Source organism: Comamonas sp. FUJ_7 (genome assembly GCF_057369555.1).
Genome location: NZ_JBXXZI010000008.1, coordinates 206791 through 222302 on the forward strand (window position 1 = coordinate 206791; position 15512 = coordinate 222302).

A 15512-nucleotide genomic window follows, 5' to 3' on the forward strand; every position below is an offset into this window, starting at 1 on the left:
CCCGCAGGCTGGGCACGCGGCGTAGACTCTGCCCCCATGCTGCTGACCACCTCTTTTTTCCGCAAGGCCGCCACGGCCCTGAGCGCGCCACTGCTGGCGCTGTTGGCCCACACCGCACCGGCGCAGAGCCCGCAGGCACAGACTGTGGACACTCGCCTTCCCGCTGCGGTGGATGCCGCTTTGCAGCGCGCCAAGATTCCGCGCGACGCCGTGTCCATGCTGGTGATGAATGTGGATGGCAAGACGCAGCCCCATCTGGCCTGGCGCACGCACCAGCCCATGAATCCGGCCTCGGTGATGAAGCTGGTCACGACCTATGCGGCGCTCGACCAGCTCGGCCCGGCCTATGTCTGGCGCACGCCCGTGTACCTGGGCGGTCCGGTGGTCGATGGCGCGCTGCGCGGCAATCTCTATATCCAAGGTCAGGGTGACCCCAAGCTGGTGCTGGAGCGCCTGTGGCTGATGCTGCGCCGCCTGCAGGGCATGGGGGTGAAAGTCATTGTGGGCGACATCATTCTGGACCGCAGCGCGTTTCAGCTTCCATCCCACGATGCAGCGGGCTTTGACAACGAGCCCTGGCGGCCCTACAACGCATCGCCCGATGCACTGCTGATCAACTACAAGGCGGTGGCCCTGCAGATCACTCCTGATACAGGAGCTGGTGTCGCTCGTATTCAGTACGATCCGCCCATGTTTGGCATGGAAAACCAGCAAACACTAACGCTGGCAGCTCCTAATTCTGATTGCGGTGACTGGCGCGCCAAGATGCAGCTGGACATGAATCACCCACAGCGCATCGCTTTCAACGGCAGTTATCCGGCCACTTGCGGCGAAAAGAGCTGGTCGATTGCGCCCGCGCAGCCCGAGCGCTTTGCGGCCAAGGCCATCGAAGGCATGTGGCGCGAGCTGGGCGGCAAGCTGACCGGGGCCGTGCGCGACGGCAGCGTGCCCCAAGGGCTGCAGCCTGCGCTGCAGATCGAATCGCCATCGCTGTCCGAAGTGGTGCGCGACATCAACAAGTACAGCAACAACATCATGGCCCAGCATGTGCTGCTGGCGCTGGGCATGCAGCGCACTGGCGTGACCAGCTTTGAAAACTCCCGGCAGGTGTTGGCCCAATGGTGGGGAGCTCGCTGGGGCAGTGCCGAGCTGCCCGTGGTGGACAACGGCGCGGGCCTGAGCCGCAACGCCAGCATTACTGCCAATGCTTTGGGACAGATGCTGCAAAGCGCTTGGGTCTCGCCCGTGATGCCGGAGTTCGTCTCCTCCCTGCCCATCGTCGGCGTGGACGGAACGCTGCGCCGCAGCAAGGCGCGTTCTGCTGGTGCCGCCCACCTCAAGACCGGCACCTTGCGCGACTCTGCCGCTCTGGCGGGTTATGTGGATGGTGCCAGCGGCCAGCGTTATGTGCTGGTGGCCATGGCCAACCACGCCAATGCACCGGCGGCGCGTGCGGCCTGGGACGCGCTGGTCGACTGGACGGCAGCGCAGTAACAAGCCGGGTACCGCAGCTGGCACCGCAGTGCTGAGCGCAAACTGCAATACTGAACGGAGGCTCGACTTTGATAATGCGGCACGTTTTAGGCTGGATTGACAGGGAGGTTCAGAGCATGCGAGGACACATCAAACTTTTGGCGGCGGCATTGTCGGCAGCAGGCCTGATGGCCGCTTGCGGCGGTGGCGGCGATTCGGGAACGCTGCCCGCACCCAAGCCCAAGGTCAGCGGTGTCAAAGTGGCGGGCGACAGCCTCTCGGACAGCGGCACCTTTGGTTTTAAGTTCACGGTGCAGGGCAAGGACAGTGACGGCAAGGACTTCCAAGTCTGGGCCGAGCGCATTGCTGCCCAGTACAAGGTCGATCTCTGCCCGCACTATGCGGCACAGGACCCCGCCATGACGGGATACACCGAGAAGGCCGCCTGTGGCAACTATGCCGTCGCAGGCGCTCAGATCAATCCGCTTGCGCCCAGTGGCGAACCAATCGATAAACCACTGTCTGTGATTCACCAGATCAAGCACCTGGCACAGGAATGGCTTGCCTCCACCGACTTGCTGATGATTGCCGCGGGCTCCAACGATGCCGCTGCGCTGGTCGAGAATTTCTTGGTCGCACTAGGGACGGGTGATAGCGCTCCACTGATGAAGATGCTGGCGTCCAGGATTGATGCGGCCACGCTGGATGCTCTGGTGAATCAGGGCCAGCAAGGGCTGGCGCAGGCCGGCGGGCTGTATCTGCAAAAAGTGGCGCAGTTGCTGGCGACCTCGATCAAGGCCGAGTTGCTGGACAAAGGGGCTCAGCATGTGGCGATCCTTAACGTGCCGCCTATCACCATGACGCCCGAATTCGCTGCAGTGCTGCATAACCTGGAGCTGACACAGAGCCCGGCAGTGGCACAGGAGATGAAGCAGCTGTTTGAAGGCTGGGTCAAGGCCTTCAATGACCGCCTGGCGCAAGAAGTCAAGGGCGAGGAGCGCGTGCTGCTGGTGGACTTCCACCAGGCCTTTGGCGACCAGATTCGCGAACCTGCCAAATACGGCTTCAGCAATGTCACGGTGCCAGCATGCTCGGTGCTGGGTGTGAGCGAAGATATCTACAAATGCAGCGCAGACCTGCTGCAAAAAACGATTCCCGCCGGTGAAACCAGCCCTGACTGGTGGAGTCGCTATATGTTCTCCAACGCTTTCCATCCCACGCCCTACGGGCACCAGCAGATGGGCGTGATCATGCAGGAAGCCTTGAAAGCCAAGGGCTGGCAGCCCTGAGCGGCATGGTGTGTGCGGACTGAACCGGGCCATGGCCCGGTTTTTTATTGCGGGCCTGCGCCTCAGCCCGCAGCCGATGCGCGTTGCAGGCGGTCGAGCACACCTTCCCAGTCGGCTGTATCAGGGGGCGTCTCGATCCAGATCAGCTTGGCGCCGATGTCGTCAAAGTCGCGCAAGACGCCAAACAGCTCATGGGCCGTGGCCAGCGCCTGCTGGGGCATGGGGCGCAGATGAATGGCGGCAGAGGCGCACTTCAGCGGGCTGCGGTGGTAGATGGCAATGTTTTTGCCATCTGCGCCCAGCACATCGAGTGCTGCCTGCAGTTGCTTGCCATCCATCAGCCGCACCTTGGCGTTTGGTGCATAGTGCGCCAAAAGCGTGCCTGAGGCACGCGGGGTATTGGCTGACAGCTCTTCTTTGGAGAGCGGTCGCTGGCCGCAGGCACGCTGGATGTCATCACGCGTGATGGCACCGGGGCGCAGCAGCACAGGCACGCCGCGTGTGCAATCGACTATTGTTGATTCAATGCCGACTTCGCAGGCACCGCCATCCAGCACCAGCAAGTCATCGCCAAATTCGGCAGCAACGTGCTGTGCCGTAGTGGGGCTGACGCGGCCAAACTTGTTGGCGCTGGGGGCGGATACGCCCCACACCGGCGGATTCAACTGCTGGCAGGCTTTGAGCACCGCATGTGCTACGGGGTGTGAGGGGCAGCGCAGGCCCACGCTGTCCTGGCCGCCCGTCGAGGCCTTAGCAGCATCGGGCAGGCGCGGCAGGATGAGCGTCAGTGGGCCGGGCCAGAAAGCGTCGATCAGTTGCTGGGCAAAGACCGGTACTTGCTGGGCGTAACGGGTGATGGCGGCAGCGTCCGCCACATGCACGATCAGCGGATGGTTGGCCGGGCGGCCCTTGGCGGTGAAGATCTGCGCCACGGCAGCGTCGTTGTCGCTGTCCGCCGCCAGGCCATAGACCGTCTCGGTGGGCAGGCCCAGCAGCTTGCCTTGTTGCAGGGCCGCGGCAGCAGCTTGCACCGAGGCGTCCAGCTTTCCATCCAGAATCACAATGCTTCCTTAGAAGGGCTCAATGCCCAAAATTTCAGCAGCCTTGAGGGCTGTAGTGCGGGCTTGTTCAGCCGTAGCCGCAGTGATGTTCAAGTGCCCCATCTTGCGGGCTCGCTTGGCATCGACCTTGCCGTACAGGTGCAGGTGGGCACCGGGCAGGGCCAGCACCTGATCCCAGGCGGGAGACTGGGCGGTGTCACCATCCTTGAACCACAGATCACCCAGCAGGTTGAGCATGATGGTGGCGCTGTGCTGGCGTGGCTGCACCAGGGGCAGATTGGTCATGCAGCGCACTTGCAGGTCGAACTGCGAGACGTCCATGGCGTTCTGGCTGTAGTGGCCGCTGTTGTGCGGGCGCGGGGCGATTTCGTTGACCACCAGCATGCCGTCTTCCAGTACAAAGAACTCCACGCACAGCACGCCCACATAGTCCAGGCCTTGTGCTACAGACTTTGCAGCTGTAATCGCTTGCTCCGCTTGTGCTGCAGGCACATTTCCTTCGTAAACCTCGGTGACGGCCAGAATGCCGTCGCGGTGCAGATTGCGCTGCACGGGCAGGTTGACGATGGTGCCGTCGCGGCCACGGGCCACGATGACCGAGCATTCGTGGGCCAGCGGCAGCATTTTTTCCAGCACGCAGGCCACCTTGCCCAGCTCGTCCCAGCCCTTGGCCAGCTCTTCGCGGGTTTTGACACGGATCTGGCCCTTGCCGTCATAGCCCATGCGGGCCGTCTTCAAAATACCGGGCAGCAGCGCGTCGTTGACAGCGGCCAGTTGCGCAGGCGTTTCAATCACGGCGTAGGGTGCGCAAGGCACGCCGCACTTCATAAAGTGGGCCTTTTCGGCAGCGCGGTCCTGGGCAATCGCCACGGCAGAACCGGCGGGCGAGACGGGCAGGCTTTCGGCCAGCTTGTTCAGGCTGCCCGCAGGCACGTTTTCGAATTCGGTGGTGACGGCTGCGCAGAGCTTGGCCAGGTCAGCCAGGCCCTGGGCATCTTCATAGCCGGTGCGGATATGGTGATGGCTGACCAGACCGGCAGGGCTGGTTTCGTCCTTGTCCAGCACGGCGGTGAAGTAGCCCATGGCCTGCGCGGAGTGGACAAACATGCGGCCCAGCTGGCCGCCGCCGAGCACGCCCAGCGTGGCGCCCGGCAGGATCACATCGGTATCTTTGCTCATGCGTTCACCGGCAGCGTCATATTGCGGGCGGCTTCGGTCTGCTCGGCGCGGAAGGCTTCGAGCTTCTTGCGCAGCTCAGCATCTTCATTGGCCAGCAGGGCCACGGCAAACAGGGCCGCGTTGGCCGCACCTGCGTTGCCGATGGCAAAGGTGGCCACGGGCACACCCTTGGGCATTTGCACGATGGAGTGCAGCGAATCCACGCCTTGCAGATGGCGGCTGGCCACGGGCACACCCAGCACGGGCACGGGGGTCTTGGCAGCAATCATGCCGGGCAGGTGGGCCGCGCCGCCGGCACCGGCGATGATGGCCTTGATGCCGCGCTCTGCAGCAGTCTCGGCAAAGCGGAACATGTCGTCCGGCATGCGGTGGGCCGAAACGACCTTGGCTTCAAAAGCGATACCGAATTGCTGGAGGATGGCAACTGCGTGCTGCATGGTGTCCCAGTCGCTGCTGGAACCCATGACCACGCCAACTTGGATGGGGTTCATGTTCTTCAGGGCAAGCCGCCCGGCCTAGTGGAACCCCTGATTTTACGGTTTCGCGGCCTGACCGGGCGGCGGCGGGTCAAAGCCGTCCGGTCAGAGCTGCTATGACACGCAGTTATGCGCTCGTCGCGTTGTCGCGGGCAAAGCCCAGCACACGGTCCCTGAAGACGTGGACGACCCAGCCCAGAACGGCCAGTGTCTGCAGGCTCAGCGAGATCCAGGGGATGTAGTGCACCCACTCACCGGCCTTTTCTATGGCATCTGGTGAGCCCATCCCCATGCCAAAGACCGGTTGCACCACCATGGCGCCGGCATAGCCTGCCACTCCATAGGCCAGCAGCGGCGCGACGAGGTTGAAGATCAGCCAGGCAATGACGAAGGCCGCCATGGGTGACTTGAGTCTGCCGGCCAGCAGGGCAAAGCCGGTCAGCAGAAGGCAGTCGCGCAGCAGATGCAGGCACAGGTAGAAGTTGAAGGTGTTGAGCTGGCCCGTGATGGCCGCCTCAAAGTCGTAGGGCACAAAGAGCAGCAGCGCGGCCATGGCAAAGGCCAGCAGCAGGCTGACGGGCCACAGCGGCAGGGCTTCCAGAGCTTCACGCCAGCGCTGACGGCTGACAGACCATTGCACCTGGCGCCAGGCGCGCAGATGCTGGTCCATGTGCTGCAGCGCGACATAGGCCGTGCCTATCACGGCAATCCAGGCCGTGCTGCTGAAGAAGGCAGTCGCCCCCACATCCAGCGACCCGGCCGAGAAAAAGCCCGTGAGCGCCAGGCCCAGCGGCCAGGCCCAGGGCAGGGTGCGCACATCAAGCCGCGTGCAGAGCTGGCGCCACAGGGCCAGCAAGCCCAGGCCCAGTACCAGAGCACCGGCCAGATAGGCCAGGCCCAGCCCGCCGACTTCCATGCCCCACCAGAGCACGGGCTCGGGGTTGCTGCTTGTCATGCCGTTGTAGACATGGCTGATGAAGGGGCCGGGGATGAAAAACAGCAGCAGCAAGGGTACGAGAGCTGCGCGCCTGCGGTTGACCGGCCTGTCCTGCAGGCCCCAGCTCATCAGCACCGAGTTCATGGCCCAGGTCTGCAGGCCCAGGCCCCAGAGCACGGCCAGAGCAATGGTGTGGTGCATCTGCAGTGGCTCCAGCACCCAAACGGTGGCAATGGCGGCGCTGGCCATGGCAAACCACAGCACATACAGCCAGGCGGGCAGGGTTGCGCCCAGCAGCTTGCCCCAGGCCATCTGCCAGGGCGAGAGGGCGGAAAGGCGCTGCCAGTCCCAGGTGTTCTGGCTGGCTTCTTCGGCCAGACTGCGCCCGGCCAGCACGCTGCCGTAGATGACGGCAGCAATCCACAGCCCGGCCATGGCCGTCATGCTCAGAGAGCCGGGCAGATTCTTGGGGGCGGACAGGGCTATGGGCAGAGCCAGTACCAGCAGGCACAGACCCAGGCTCCAGGCCAGCAGCGAGGGGCGCCAGTTCAGCCAGAGCTGGCGCTGAAATTCGGGGTTGCGCGTGCTCATGCTTGCTCCTTGTTCACGGGGCCTTGGCCATGGGTGTCTCTGGCCTGCGCGGTGCGCGCATAGCGGTCTTGCAGACGCTCACGCAGCGGGTACAGCGCTGCGACGGGAATGCCGGCCTGCACCAGCTGGGCCAGCCAGGCCGCACGGGCACTGGCGGCGGCAGGCAGCCACAGCTGAATAGGGCGCTGACCACTCAGATCGAAGTCCTGCACCTGCGTGCTCAGCAAGGCCTGGCGCAACCGGGCTTCAAAGCCGTCACTTTGCTCCATGGCCACTTCCAGCGCATAGAGCTGGGGCTGTTGTGCCGTCTGAGCCTGTGCGGACGGGCTCAGGTTGTCCGCGCTTTGCAAAGCCTCGTGGCTTTCGATGCGGCCATGGCGAATGCTCAGAATATGCGTGCAGTACTCGTCCAGCTCGCTGAGGATGTGGCTGGAGACGATGAGCGTCATGCCCTGTGCCTGCAGCTGGCGAAACAGCTGGGAGAGGCTGCTGCGCGCATCGGGGTCCAGACCGCTGGCCGGCTCGTCCAGCAGCAGCACGCTGGGCTGGTGCACGATGGCCTGGCCGATGGCCACGCGCTGGCGCTGGCCGCGCGAGAGCTCGGTCGGGTGGCGGTGCAGCAGCTCGGTCAGGCCCAGTTGCGCGGCCACCTGCTGCACGCGGACAGCGACCTGCGCGGGATCCACGCCCATGGACAGGGCCGAGTACTGCAGGCAGCGCGTGACGCTGAGGCGGTCATAAAGGCCGTAAAAGTCCGACAGATAGCCGAGGTGGCGGTGCACCTGGCGCGGCTGCTCCTCTACGGACAGGCCTTTGACATAGATCTGCCCCGACAGCGGCTGCTCCAGCCCGGCGATGCAGCGCATCAATGTGGACTTGCCTGCGCCATTGGGGCCGACCAGTGCGGTGACGCTGCCTGCGTCTATGGACAGGCTCACGCCGTCGAGTGCGCGGTGTCCCGGATATTCAAACACCAGTTGTGAAACTTCAATCAAGTCTGCGCTCCTTGGTTGGCAGGCAATATAGCTGAGGTGCAGGTCAGTCCCATGGGGCAATGGCTCTCAAAACAGGAGCTTTAAGCGCAAGTCTTTCAATGCTTTGTGAAATCAAACACGTTGAAATGCAATGACAACAAGCGCCAGGTGCTTTCATTTGCAGAGCAAAAGCCCTTGCCTCCTCGGCCTATGAGTTGCCGCAGCGCATTTGCGTGGAGAATCGCAGCATCGCCCGGCTGGCACCAAGGGTGCGAAGGCCGGCTTGCAAGAATCTTCAGCGCAGCCGCCAGTGCGGTCGCGCAAGCAGCATTGGGAATCACATGATTGACGTCACCATCGAGAATTTTGAAGCCGAAGTTGTAGCCGCCTCCATGGCCGTGCCTGTGCTGGTGGACTTCTGGGCACCCTGGTGTGGCCCCTGCAAGACGCTGGGCCCGGTGTTGGAGAAGCTGGAAGAAGCGTATGCAGGCCGCTTCAAGCTGGTCAAGATCGACTCCGATCAGGAGCAGCAACTGGCCAGCATGTTCGGCATTCGCTCCATCCCCACCTGTGTGCTGATGATGGGCGGCAAGCCCGTGGACGGCTTCATGGGTGCCCAGCCCGAAGGCAAGCTGCGCGAGTTCCTCGACAAGCACCTGCCCTCCGAGGGCGCGTTGATGGCGGAAGCCGAAGCGGACGAAGCGCAAGCCCTGCTGGAGTCCGGTGACACCCAGGCCGCACTGCAAAAGTTGGCCGATGCGCTGGCCGCCGACCCCGCCAATGACGATGCCCGCTTTGACTATGTGCGCCTCTTGATTGCGACCGGCAGCTTTGACGAAGCCCACGCCTTGCTGGCCGAGCCCATCAAGCGCATTCCCCAGCCGCTGCGCTTTGAGGCGCTGAACCAGTGGCTCAAAGCCCTGGAGTTCGCCATGCAGGACGACAACGCCGATGTGGCCAAGTTCGATGCCTTGATCGAAGCCAACAAACGCGACTTTGACGCCCGCTTTGGCCGTGCCCGCGCCCTGCTGGCCCACAGCCAGTGGACGCTGTGCATGGACGAGCTGCTGGAGATCATCATGCGCGACAAGACCTGGAACGAGGAGGCTGCGCGCAAGCTCATCGTGGCCTTGCTGGAGCTGCTGACCCCTCCCAAGCCCAAGAAGCAGGACGCCGTGCCTGGCAAGACCGCTGGCGGCATTGAGCTGTTGGGCAAAGGCAATGCCGAGCAGGATGAGGCGACGGCGCTGGTCAACAGCTATCGCCGCCGCTTGAGCATGGCATTGAATTAAGGGCTCCCCCTGAGGCGCTTGGCGCCTTCCCCCTCTCTGGCGCACAGCGCCGGAGGGGGGACGACAGCCTCGCTGCGCGGCGGCGCTTGCTTGCTGTCCCTCGCTTGGGTCGTGCCAGTTTTTGACGTGGTGGTTCTAAATCGATCGAGTCATGGAGCAGATTCTCTCTACGGCCTTCAATGGCCTGTTTTTGTATCTGGGGCTGGCGCTGGCATTCATGGTGCTGGTGGGCGTGTTGCGCTCGCCGCGCTTCAAGGGCTGGGCGGGAGAGCAGCGGGTTCAGAGGCTGATTCGCCAGCGGCTCAATCCGCTGATCTATGTGGATCTGCGCAACGTCACCTTGCCCACAGCGGATGGCGGCAGCACGCAGATCGATCATCTGATCTTCTCGCCCTATGGCCTGTTTGTGCTGGAGACCAAGAACTTTCAGGGCTGGATCTTTGGCACCGAAAAGCAGCGCGAGTGGACGCAGCAGATTTTCAAGAAGCGCAGCAAGTTCCAGAACCCGCTGCGCCAGAACTACAAGCACATCAAGACTTTGCAGGAGTTGCTGGGCATGGAGTCCGCGCATGTGCATTCGGTGATCGCCTTTGTGGGCGACTGCGAGTTCAAGACCGAGATGCCGCCGCAGGTCACGCGTGGCGATGGCTTTGCAGCCTATATCCAGAGCTTTGATCAGGCCGTCTGGAGTCCGGAGCAGATGCAGATGTGGCTGGACAAGCTGGAGGAGGTGAAGCTGCAGCCAGGCCGCGCTACCGACAAGCGGCATGTGGCCCATGTGAAGCAACTGCAATCCACCAAGCAGCTGCGCCGCACCAGGGCGAGACTGGAGCCGGATGTGCAGGCCGCCGAGCCCGTCAAGCCGGTGTCTCCCGAGACCGTGGATATTCAGCTGGAGCCAGTGGAGGCTCCAGCTACAACGGTAGCCCAAACCACTCCAAAAAACGCCCCGAAAGTGGTGGCAGCCAGTCAGTTGGATGAGGTGCCGGTGTGCCCGCAGTGCGCCTGGCCGCTGCGCAAGCTGTTGATGCAGCGTGGTCCGCTGGCAGGGCAGGCCATCTGGCGCTGCAGCAATGCTGCGGTCTGTCAGTTTGTCAGCAGCAGCCCATAGCCGCGGGTTGGCAGGTGCAGCGCTTGTCTGCATGATGCTCAGCTTGAAACGGAGATATTGATGGATCCCAATCTGTATCAAGCGGCGCGCCAACTGCCTGCCGGCGACGGGCGCATGGCGCAGCTCTACCAACTGGCGGTATCGCCAGCACAGCCCCGGAATCTGGCCGTGCTGGTGCGCAAGGGGCTGCTTTGGGTCGCGGGACTGCTGCTGGCCAGCGGACTGATTTTTTGGGTTGCCGCCAATTGGCAGGAGCAGTCGCGCATGTTTCGACTGGGGCTGATCGAGGCGGCGCTGGCGCTGAGCGTGCTCGCAGCCTGCGTCTGGCAGCGTGCCCGGAATGCCGCCTTGCTGTGTGCAACGATGGTGCTGGGCGGGCTGCTGGCTTTCGTGGGGCAGACCTACCAGACGGGGGCCGATGCCTGGCATTTGTTTGCAGCCTGGGCTGCGCTGTCCCTGGTGTGGGTCGCTGCGGCTCGTAGCGATGTTCTCTGGCTGCTGTGGGTGCTAATTGTTGCGACGGGGTTGGTGATGTGGACGGGCCGTCTGGATTGGGCCGATGTGCTGTTTGAACACTCGCCCTCTCTTTCTCAGATCGGCCTGAACCTGGGGCTGTGGTTGCTGCTGGCCATCTGCCCCGCCTTGCTGTCCCTGGTGCCTGCGCTGCGTGTGAAGGGGCAGGACGGTCATATAGGCTGGTGGTCGCACCGAACGGCAGTGGGCTGCGCTCTGGCCGCGTGGACTGGAATGGGCATGACGCAGTTGCTGGCAACCAGGGGAGATGCATCCGGGCTGATTCTGGGGCTGGTGGTGCTACTGGTTGGCGGTGTGTTGTGGCTGTCTTTGCGGGGCCGTTTTCAGGACTTTGTGACGGCCTGCCTGGCAATGCTGGCGGTCAATGCTCTGCTGCTGTCCTCGCTGGCGCGCTGGCTGTTTGAAAGCGGGGGCGAAGTCATGCTGCTGATTTTCGGCTTGGTGACACTGGGCTGTATTGCGGTTTCGGTGCGCTGCCTGCTCAGCGTGCAGCAGCGCATGCGTTCCGAGCAGCAATCCACCCTCAAGGAGGCTGCATGAATCGCTTTCAATCACGGCCTGCTTGGTGGGCACAGGCCCGTGCGCAGCAACTGGTGAAAAGCGATTGGCCCGCGCAGGACAGGGAAGAGCCTTCGCCCTTGGTCATTGCCATGGTCATGCTGGGTGTGCTGGTTTGCACGCTACCGATAGCGGCGTTTTTGCTGCTGGTCTGGAGTGAGCTGATGGAGGGGGTGGGCGGTACCGTTTTTGCGGTGCTCATGCTGGCGGTTGCAGGGGCTTTGCTGCGGCGGGCCGAGCAGGCCTTCGTCAGCTGCGCAGGGCTGGTGCTCTGGGGGCTGGGCCTGGGACTGTTGCTGTTCAAGCTGGGCCTAGAGGATTTTGAGACCCGCCAGAGCATGCTGCTGCTTTTTTCCTGCGCCGCTGTGTTGCAGCTGCTGGGAGGCTGGCTGGCCAGTGTGCGCTGGATTCAAGCTGTCATGGGCGTGGGCTGGGCAGTGGCGGTCTACGGCATGTGCTTTACGCTGCAGCGCTGGAGTATCTGGATGGCTCCCGTGCTGCTGGGCTGTCAGCTGATCGCTTTGCTCTGGTGCCTGTGGCTGCGCGGTGAAGTGCAGCGACTGGAGAATTCCGCAATGACGCCACCGCCATGGTGGACGCAGCTGCGCTGGGCGGTGTTTGCCGATGCGGCCATTGTGGGGCTGGTGTTCATCATGGTGCTGATGGACTATGGCATGTCAGCCTCCAGTTTGCTGGGCAGCATCTGGTGGAGCCATGAAGTCCTGCAGAGCTGGCGCTGGCTGCTCTGGCTTGGACGAGGGCTGGATGTGCTGGCGGTGCTGCTGGCAACAGCCTGGCTGCTGCGTGTCTGGCGACAGCGCCAGTTGCTGGACGCAGAGCTGCAATATGTGCTCGTGCTGGTCGGGGCTTTGCTGGCGGTATGCGCGTGGTTCAGCCCCGGGCTGGGGACTGTGAGTCTGATTGCTGCGGGGGCATTGATGGCGGGCCGCTGGCGCATTGCGCTCTTGTGCGCGCTGGCTGCCTTGAGTTTTCTGGGGCATTTTTACTATGTGCTGAGCTGGCCTCTGGCGATCAAAGGTCTGGGTTTGGCAGTGCTGGGGGCCCTGCTGTTGATCGGTCTGCTGTGGCCCAGGCGTGGTGTCCGGCATGAGCCAGCGGCGTTGGCTAGCGAGACGCCTCAGCCCAGGTGGGTCTGGGTGCTGCTGGGCGCAGTGCTGATCTTTGGGGTGGTCAACTGGGATGTGCGCGGCAAGGAGCAGGTCATTGCCCAAGGCCAGCGCATTCTGGTGCCCCTGGTGCCGGTGGATCCGCGATCGCTGATGCAAGGCGACTACATGGCGCTGCGCTTTGATTTGCCGCCCGATGTGCTGACGGGCCTGGAAAAAATACAAGGCCCGTTGGCCCATGTCCTGGCCGGAGTGGATGCACAGGGCGTTGCCTTCATCAAGGCGCTGGCGGACGACAGCAAGGCGGTGGGCGAGGGGGAGGTCCTCTTGCCGCTTAAGCGGCTCAAAGGGCGCTGGGTGCTGGTCACGGATGCCTACTTCTTCCCCGAGGGGCAGGGCGAGCACTTTGCACAGGGCCGCTTTGGCGACTTCCGCGTGCTGCCGGACGGGCGCGCTTTGCTGGTGGGGCTGGCCGATGGAGCGGGGCAGGAGATCAAGCCTCTGCCTGGTGGCTCTATCTGGGACTTGCGGCCTGCTGCAGAGCGACTGAACTCTGACGCGATGGGCGAGGAAGACCGCTCTCTGGAGTCGTCCCAGGACATGGGCGGTGAAAGTGCGACCGAAGCGCCTGAAGTGGTTGTGGAGGAGGCGTCTGAACCACCGCCAGCGATAAAGCCTGCCGAGCGCCGGGAGTAAAGCGGCGCAACCTCTGTTTTGCCTAGGTACATGCGAGCAAGGCCGATGGCACAGGTAGGCCCGGGCTGGGCCCAATAATGGACAAGGCTTTGAAAGCTGTGTGCATGACGACTGGGCAGCAAAGGCACTGCCCTAGAGGAGGCAGAGCATGAATCGACTGGCAGGCAAGACCGCCATCATCACAGGCGCAGCGCGTGGCATGGGCGCTGCGACTTGCCGGCTGTTTGTGGAGCAGGGCGCCAAGGTGGCGGTAGCAGACCTTCTGGATGAGGAAGGCCAGAAACTGGCGCAGGAGCTGGGAGATGCGGCGCGCTTTTATCACCACGCTGTGAGCAGCGAAGAGTCCTGGGCTGCGCTGCTTTTCGCTTCAGCGGGTGGCTGAGCCGCACGAGGTTGCCGCAGCCACGCTGTTTCTGGCCAGTGATGAGTCGGCTTATATGGTGGATGCAGAAATCGTGGTGGATGGCGGCATGACCACGGGGCACTACTACCAGGGCTTGCCCGGTGCCCCCGGGATTGGGCATAACTCCTGAAAAAGGAGCTTGATGTGCCTTTTTGTGCAGCGTTTCAATGCGTTTTGAATGAGATTTTTATGTACGCCAAGCCTTTTATGCTCCTTAATTTGAAGCAATTTCGCATGGGCGTCAGCAGCCTGTGCATGTTCTGGGTGTTGGCGGGCTGCGCTGCCTTGCCTGTGCCCTCAGAGGCGGAAGCCATGGAGGCGACACCTGCGCCGCTGCTCAATACGTACTGGAAGCTGCATCAGATTGGCAATGGACCGCATGTCGGGGCTTTTGACAATCAGCCCGAGGCGCACCTGGTTTTGCAAGAGGGAACTGGGCGTTTTCACGGTGCGGGCGGCTGCAATCGACTGCAGGGTAGCTACAGCCTGGACGGGCGCTGGCTGCAGCTGTCAGCCGTTACCACCACACGCATGGCTTGTGCCCAGGGCGGGCGCATGGAGCAGGTGTTTCTTGCCACTTTGCCCAAGGTGAACAGCTATTCGATTCAGGGTCAGAAGTTGCTGCTCAGCGACGCTGATGGACAGGTGCTGCTGCGGCTGGAAGCGGTGTACCTGCGCTGAAAGGTGAAGAGGCTGCCTTGTGCGGCTCTCAGTGCGCCAGCGCCGCTGGCTTGCGCACTGCGTTGCTGGAGAGGGTGCGAATGGGAATGCCCATGTCCTGCGGAATCTCTCCCGATAGCTGCAGCGCCAGGTAGCGCGTGCAGCACACGCGCAGAAAAGAGCTGAAGTTGTCCACCGCGCCGCGCTCGACCAGCAGCTCGTCATAGAGCTTGGTGCAGAGCTGGGGCACCGTGTAGCCGTCGCGTGCGGCAATCTCTTCAAGCACCTGCCAGAACAGGTTTTCCAGCCGGATGCTGGTGGCCACGCCATGCAGCCGGATGGAGCGGGCTTTGTGGGCCCAGAGCTGTGGGTCGGCGCTGATAAAGACCTGGCACATGGCGTAAACCTCTCAAAGCAAAACCGGGCCATGGTGTGGCTCGGTGAGTACTTCGTCAAGCGGCTGGCTTAGAAAACTCCTGAAACCATAGCTACTTGCGCTTGATGGATAAGCGTTGGAGGCGGTTTTAGTGAGCAATCTTCGTGCCCAGCAGCGCCAGAAACTGCGCAATCCAGGCCGGATGTGCGGGCCACGCCGGTGCACTGACCAGATTGCCTTCGGTGTGGGCCTGATCGACCGGGATATCGGCATAGGTGCCGCCGGCCAGCTCCACCTCGGCGCGGCAGGCGGGGTAGGCCGAGCAGGTGCGACCCTTGAGCACGCCGGCACCGGCCAGCAACTGCGCACCGTGGCAGACGGCGGCCACGGGCTTGTTGGTGTCGAAGAAGTGGCGCACGGCGGCGCGCACGCTTTCATAGCCACGCAGATACTCGGGGCCTCGGCCGCCGGGGATGACCAGGGCGTCGTAGTCGGCCGCCTTCACATCGGCAAAGGTGGCGTTGAGCGTGAAGTTGTGGCCCGGCTTTTCGCTGTAGGTCTGCGCACCTTCAAAGTCGTGAATCGCGGTCTTGATCTGCTCGCCCGCTTTTTTGTCGGGGCAGACAGCGTGCACGGTATGACCCACGGCCAGCAGCGCCTGAAACGGCACCATGGTTTCGTAGTCCTCGCAGTAGTCGCCGCAAATCATCAAAATCTTCTTGCCTGCCATGGTCTGTCTCCTTGTGTGTTGGGTGCAGACCATTGTGGGCAGGCA

At 63.0% G+C, this 15512-nt stretch carries 16 protein-coding genes; 9 read left to right on the forward strand and 7 right to left on the reverse strand.

All coding sequences use genetic code 11. From position 1 onward, the window contains the following. Positions 1–36 precede the first annotated feature (36 nt). Both dacB and AC2I9W_RS13660 read left to right on the forward strand, forming a co-directional pair. Positions 37–1494: a D-alanyl-D-alanine carboxypeptidase/D-alanyl-D-alanine endopeptidase gene (gene dacB, locus AC2I9W_RS13655; RefSeq protein WP_486410519.1), complete on the forward strand. Its 1458-nt coding sequence runs from the start codon at positions 37–39 to the stop codon at positions 1492–1494. Between the two features lie 116 nt (positions 1495–1610). Beyond that, positions 1611–2762, forward strand: coding sequence for an SGNH/GDSL hydrolase family protein (locus tag AC2I9W_RS13660; RefSeq protein ID WP_486410485.1), 1152 nt, complete (start codon positions 1611–1613; stop codon positions 2760–2762). A 62-nt stretch (positions 2763–2824) separates the two neighbouring features. Here the strand turns inward: AC2I9W_RS13660 and AC2I9W_RS13665 are convergent, their stop codons facing one another. The 5 genes from AC2I9W_RS13665 to AC2I9W_RS13685 all read right to left on the reverse strand — a co-directional run bounded on the left by AC2I9W_RS13665 (position 2825) and on the right by AC2I9W_RS13685 (position 8001). Continuing rightward, positions 2825–3823: an L-threonylcarbamoyladenylate synthase gene (locus AC2I9W_RS13665; RefSeq protein WP_486410486.1), complete on the reverse strand. Its 999-nt coding sequence runs from the start codon at positions 3821–3823 to the stop codon at positions 2825–2827. Between the two features lie 9 nt (positions 3824–3832). Beyond that, positions 3833–5002 carry a 5-(carboxyamino)imidazole ribonucleotide synthase gene (locus AC2I9W_RS13670; protein WP_486410487.1) on the reverse strand — a complete coding sequence of 390 codons (1170 nt, stop codon included), beginning with the start codon at positions 5000–5002 and terminating at the stop codon, positions 3833–3835. Beyond that, positions 4999–5493: a 5-(carboxyamino)imidazole ribonucleotide mutase gene (gene purE, locus AC2I9W_RS13675; RefSeq protein WP_486410488.1), complete on the reverse strand. Its 495-nt coding sequence runs from the start codon at positions 5491–5493 to the stop codon at positions 4999–5001. Before purE ends, AC2I9W_RS13670 begins: the two co-directional genes overlap by 4 nt. A 112-nt stretch (positions 5494–5605) precedes the next feature. After that, a complete protein-coding gene (locus tag AC2I9W_RS13680) occupies positions 5606–7006 on the reverse strand; it encodes a hypothetical protein (protein WP_486410489.1) in 1401 nt (466 codons plus the stop codon). Then, entirely contained in the window at positions 7003–8001 is a 999-nt protein-coding gene (locus AC2I9W_RS13685; protein WP_486410490.1) for an ABC transporter ATP-binding protein, read from the reverse strand. Before AC2I9W_RS13685 ends, AC2I9W_RS13680 begins: the two co-directional genes overlap by 4 nt. A gap of 320 nt (positions 8002–8321) precedes the next feature. Between AC2I9W_RS13685 and trxA the strand changes: the two genes are divergently transcribed. The 7 genes from trxA (at position 8322) to AC2I9W_RS13720 (ending at position 14382) form a co-directional block, all read left to right on the forward strand. Continuing rightward, positions 8322–9272: a thioredoxin gene (gene trxA / locus AC2I9W_RS13690; RefSeq protein WP_486410491.1), complete on the forward strand. Its 951-nt coding sequence runs from the start codon at positions 8322–8324 to the stop codon at positions 9270–9272. A gap of 151 nt (positions 9273–9423) precedes the next feature. Next, entirely contained in the window at positions 9424–10383 is a 960-nt protein-coding gene (locus tag AC2I9W_RS13695) for an NERD domain-containing protein (RefSeq protein ID WP_486410492.1), read from the forward strand. Between the two features lie 60 nt (positions 10384–10443). Next, entirely contained in the window at positions 10444–11457 is a 1014-nt protein-coding gene (locus AC2I9W_RS13700) for a DUF2157 domain-containing protein (protein WP_486410493.1), read from the forward strand. Then, positions 11454–13298, forward strand: coding sequence for a GDYXXLXY domain-containing protein (locus AC2I9W_RS13705; protein WP_486410494.1), 1845 nt, complete (start codon positions 11454–11456; stop codon positions 13296–13298). Before AC2I9W_RS13700 ends, AC2I9W_RS13705 begins: the two co-directional genes overlap by 4 nt. A 148-nt stretch (positions 13299–13446) precedes the next feature. After that, positions 13447–13680, forward strand: coding sequence for an SDR family NAD(P)-dependent oxidoreductase (locus tag AC2I9W_RS13710; RefSeq protein WP_486410495.1), 234 nt, complete (start codon positions 13447–13449; stop codon positions 13678–13680). Beyond that, on the forward strand, positions 13673–13831 hold the full coding sequence (locus AC2I9W_RS13715; RefSeq protein ID WP_486410496.1) for an SDR family oxidoreductase: 159 nt from the start codon (positions 13673–13675) through the stop codon (positions 13829–13831). The genes AC2I9W_RS13710 and AC2I9W_RS13715 overlap by 8 nt, the downstream gene beginning before the upstream one ends. Before the next feature lie 59 nt (positions 13832–13890). Continuing rightward, positions 13891–14382, forward strand: a complete 492-nt coding sequence (locus tag AC2I9W_RS13720; protein WP_486410497.1) for an META domain-containing protein — start codon at positions 13891–13893, stop codon at positions 14380–14382. 28 nt (positions 14383–14410) lie between these two features. Here AC2I9W_RS13720 and AC2I9W_RS13725 read toward each other — a convergent pair whose 3' ends face one another. Both AC2I9W_RS13725 and AC2I9W_RS13730 read right to left on the reverse strand, forming a co-directional pair. Beyond that, positions 14411–14758, reverse strand: coding sequence for a ribbon-helix-helix domain-containing protein (locus tag AC2I9W_RS13725; protein ID WP_486410498.1), 348 nt, complete (start codon positions 14756–14758; stop codon positions 14411–14413). 127 nt (positions 14759–14885) lie between these two features. Next, positions 14886–15467: a DJ-1/PfpI family protein gene (locus AC2I9W_RS13730; protein WP_486410499.1), complete on the reverse strand. Its 582-nt coding sequence runs from the start codon at positions 15465–15467 to the stop codon at positions 14886–14888. Between the last annotated feature and the right edge of the window lie 45 nt (positions 15468–15512).

What these genes read in the sequence shown, in the direction of transcription:
- dacB (WP_486410519.1), top strand. Translation starts at nt 37, where the DNA reads ATGCTGCTGACCACCTCTTTTTTCCGCAAGGCCGCCACGGCCCTGAGC.
- AC2I9W_RS13700 (WP_486410493.1), top strand. Translation starts at nt 10,444, where the DNA reads ATGGATCCCAATCTGTATCAAGCGGCGCGCCAACTGCCTGCCGGCGAC.
- AC2I9W_RS13730 (WP_486410499.1), bottom strand. Translation starts at nt 15,467, where the DNA reads ATGGCAGGCAAGAAGATTTTGATGATTTGCGGCGACTACTGCGAGGAC.
- trxA (WP_486410491.1), top strand. Translation starts at nt 8,322, where the DNA reads ATGATTGACGTCACCATCGAGAATTTTGAAGCCGAAGTTGTAGCCGCC.
- AC2I9W_RS13680 (WP_486410489.1), bottom strand. Translation starts at nt 7,006, where the DNA reads ATGAGCACGCGCAACCCCGAATTTCAGCGCCAGCTCTGGCTGAACTGG.
- AC2I9W_RS13660 (WP_486410485.1), top strand. Translation starts at nt 1,611, where the DNA reads ATGCGAGGACACATCAAACTTTTGGCGGCGGCATTGTCGGCAGCAGGC.
- AC2I9W_RS13720 (WP_486410497.1), top strand. Translation starts at nt 13,891, where the DNA reads ATGTACGCCAAGCCTTTTATGCTCCTTAATTTGAAGCAATTTCGCATG.
- AC2I9W_RS13670 (WP_486410487.1), bottom strand. Translation starts at nt 5,002, where the DNA reads ATGAGCAAAGATACCGATGTGATCCTGCCGGGCGCCACGCTGGGCGTG.
- AC2I9W_RS13710 (WP_486410495.1), top strand. Translation starts at nt 13,447, where the DNA reads ATGAATCGACTGGCAGGCAAGACCGCCATCATCACAGGCGCAGCGCGT.
- purE (WP_486410488.1), bottom strand. Translation starts at nt 5,493, where the DNA reads ATGAACCCCATCCAAGTTGGCGTGGTCATGGGTTCCAGCAGCGACTGG.
- AC2I9W_RS13695 (WP_486410492.1), top strand. Translation starts at nt 9,424, where the DNA reads ATGGAGCAGATTCTCTCTACGGCCTTCAATGGCCTGTTTTTGTATCTG.
- AC2I9W_RS13725 (WP_486410498.1), bottom strand. Translation starts at nt 14,758, where the DNA reads ATGTGCCAGGTCTTTATCAGCGCCGACCCACAGCTCTGGGCCCACAAA.
- AC2I9W_RS13705 (WP_486410494.1), top strand. Translation starts at nt 11,454, where the DNA reads ATGAATCGCTTTCAATCACGGCCTGCTTGGTGGGCACAGGCCCGTGCG.